Raw genomic sequence first — 2,950 nt, 5'->3', positions numbered from 1 at the left:
CAGGCCGACCTGTCGAGAGCCGTTTGCTGGTTCTGCAGTATCTTTTCCAGGAGTTCTATGATGCGTTCAAGTTCCGACATGGGGTGCTATTCACTTCCCAAAAATGACTATTGGCTGGCTAAAAAGCTATTCATGGCATGAATAGTTTATTCAAACCGATGAATAATTTATTCAGAGGTAGAATCAGTACCTGCGGAATTCCGATCGGAACAAACCAGTTAAATACTGATTATAAAACAGCCATTTTCATCAGCCTGAATAACAGAATTTGAGTTTGAATAGATTATTCATGCCTGAATGAATTATTCAAACAGGCCTAAAAAATGCGTTTGGAGGCTTAGAATCAATATTAAGGAAATGAGGACGAAAACGACTCTAAATGAGGGTATTGCAAAAGGATAATTGAATGTTTAAATTCATAGTATAAAACAAGGATACATTTTAAAAATCAATTTATTTATTAATTTCTTAATGTCCCCAACATGAAAAATTTCAATTTCGGAGAGAATCTGCGAATGATTCGGATCTACAAAAATGTTTGCCAGGAAGGCATGGCTTCAGGCCTTAAAATCTCTCAGGCGTCTTATTCAAGAATCGAAGGAAGCCGGGATTTACCGGAGGTTCAACAGATCAATAAAATCGCCGAAACACTGGGAGTCAAGCCGAAAGATTTATTATCTGCAAGCTGGTATGCGGAAGCGGTAAATAGCAGTTCAGGAAAAACCAAAGAGTCAGTAGCCATCATTAGCCATAAAGGACAGATCGCCTATGGATTCCTACTGGCAATAGCCGCCTGGGACTCAACGTTTGGAGCCGCTGCAGGCGCAGAGCTGGAATCCAAAGATGCAATAGTTTTTACTGGTTGTATCTTCTTTCTTGTAGCATTCTTTCTTTATTATTTCACTGTGAAGGAGGCTAAGCTTGACCTTGATGATGACACATTACGTGCTGAGAAGGGATAGGGATGAAATCTGTTGCAATGAATTGGCTTTGCATTTATATCCCTGCCTTTAGTCTTGAGATTTCTCCACTTCTCAAAGGTGTCTTTCAATTTAAATATAGCACAGGTGTGCGAAATGACGTTAATTGTCATCATCCGATAGCTATCGGATTCGATGAGGCACGACGGAGAAATCTGTTCCAATGAATTGGCTTTGTATTTAAATTACTACCCTTAGTATTGAGATTTCTCCACCTATCAAAAGTATCTTTAAACCAAAATGCAGGGCAGGTGTTCGAATCCGATAGCTATCGGATGACGACCTATTAGGAAATCTTTTAAGAGGTACAACTCAAATCATATATTCCATATTCCAATATAGAATATATATTAATAAAGTATTGATTTATAAGTAATAATATCATAATATTGCATATTCGAATATGGAATATTTCTTAAAATGAAAGTACAACAACAAATAATAAGTCCCCAGGACATTGTCATTTTGCTTAAAATTATAGCTTTAGGCAATAGCACATGGTTTCAAAGTGCTTTGGCAGAATCTTTACATATGAGTCAGTCTGAAATCAGCAAATCGTTGATGCGTTCAAAATATGCCGGTTTATTAGACTCTTCAGGCAAAAAAGTAAGCAGGCTGGCATTGATGGAATTTTTGCAATATGGCATTCGGTATGTGTTCCCTCAACAACCGGGCGCACTAGTTAGAGGTATAGCTACTGCACATTCAGCATATCCGCTGGATCAGCAAATTAAAAGTGAGGAACACTATGTTTGGCCTTCAGGGACAGGCAAGCTTAGGGGGCAAAGCATTTCGCCATTGTATCCATCGGTAGTGGAGGCAGTAAAACAAGACGAAAAATTACATGAGTTATTAGCACTGGTAGATGCAGTCCGCGTAGGAAGATCCAGAGAAAAAGAATTAGCCATTAAGGAATTAAAAAAACGCATACTGAATGGAGAACAGAACGATTAACATTGGCGTTGTAGCAGAGGTAGCTAAAGCTTTAAAGGACTTTAAAAGTCAAATGGTTTTTGTAGGTGGCGCTGTGGTAAGTTTGTATACCGATGATCCTGCAGCAGATGAAATTCGTCCTACAGCAGATATTGATATGACCTTGAATGTGGTTAATTTGACTAATTGGTCGGAAATTCAGGAAAAACTATCATTGCTTGGATTTCATCCAGATCCCTTTGGACATGCTATTTGCAGTTATAAATACAAAGATATTCCTATTGACATCATGCCGGCAGAAGATGGCCCTCTTGGCCCTTCGAATAAATGGTATAAATTGGGTTTTGCTAAATTATGGACGGTAAAGGCCAAAGAAGAAGAAATCCAGATATTACCCGCACCCTGTTATTTGGCTACAAAATTTGAGGCATTTAACAGTAGAGGAAAAGATTATAGAACAAGCCATGATTTCGAAGACATTATTTATATTATTGATAATAGAACAAGCATTGTGGAGGAAGTAGAAAATACGCATCCGGAAATCAAAATTTTCTTGCAATCTGAACTATTAAAATTAGTGAACAATAGTAATTATGATGAAATCCTTTCTGCTCATATTCATCCGCTTATTATTATTGACCGGGCACCTATTGTAAAAGAAAAAATTAAGCAAATGATCCTATCAAAAAACAAGATATGACGAATTAGTTAGCCTATTAATTTATCATTGATAAAGGCAAATCTGAATAGGTCTGAATTGCAAAAAATCAAATCAGGGTATTCAAAAAACATTAGATATATCCGGGTTTTAACTTATGACGAAAAGCCTTACATTAAGAAGATTGTGTATTAAAATAACACTTCAATGTTAATTACTGCCTTTAAGCTTGAGATTTCTCCACCTATCAAAGGTGTATTTCAATTAAAATATAGCACAGGTGTTCGTATTCTAGGTTTAACTTATTTCCAAATTTAATTTAAAAAAGATTTTCTTCAGGCTGCTCTCTTATAGTTTTCCACATACATTTCCCCTCTTT

Annotated in this window: 4 protein-coding genes; all 4 read left to right on the top strand. The window is 36.6% G+C overall.

Annotated elements, in window-relative coordinates:
* Window positions 1-137: 137 nt before the first annotated feature.
* Window positions 138-272 carry a hypothetical protein gene (locus tag BLR27_RS18850; protein ID WP_262485664.1) on the top strand — a complete coding sequence of 45 codons (135 nt, stop codon included), beginning with the start codon at window positions 138-140 and terminating at the stop codon, window positions 270-272.
* Window positions 273-482: 210 nt separating this feature from the next.
* On the top strand, window positions 483-962 hold the full coding sequence (locus BLR27_RS18255) for a helix-turn-helix domain-containing protein (RefSeq protein WP_090707307.1): 480 nt from the start codon (window positions 483-485) through the stop codon (window positions 960-962).
* Between the two features lie 438 nt (window positions 963-1,400).
* Complete coding sequence (locus BLR27_RS18250; protein ID WP_090707306.1) at window positions 1,401-1,934, top strand: hypothetical protein; 534 nt, start codon at window positions 1,401-1,403, stop codon at window positions 1,932-1,934.
* Window positions 1,915-2,613 carry a hypothetical protein gene (locus BLR27_RS18245; protein WP_090707304.1) on the top strand — a complete coding sequence of 233 codons (699 nt, stop codon included), beginning with the start codon at window positions 1,915-1,917 and terminating at the stop codon, window positions 2,611-2,613. The genes BLR27_RS18250 and BLR27_RS18245 overlap by 20 nt, the downstream gene beginning before the upstream one ends.
* Window positions 2,614-2,950 lie beyond the last annotated feature (337 nt).

The organism is Daejeonella rubra, assembly GCF_900103545.1.
Lineage (GTDB): Bacteria > Bacteroidota > Bacteroidia > Sphingobacteriales > Sphingobacteriaceae > Daejeonella > Daejeonella rubra.
Note: the sequence above shows the minus strand (reverse complement) of the source record. Positions and strands in the feature narration are given on the sequence as shown.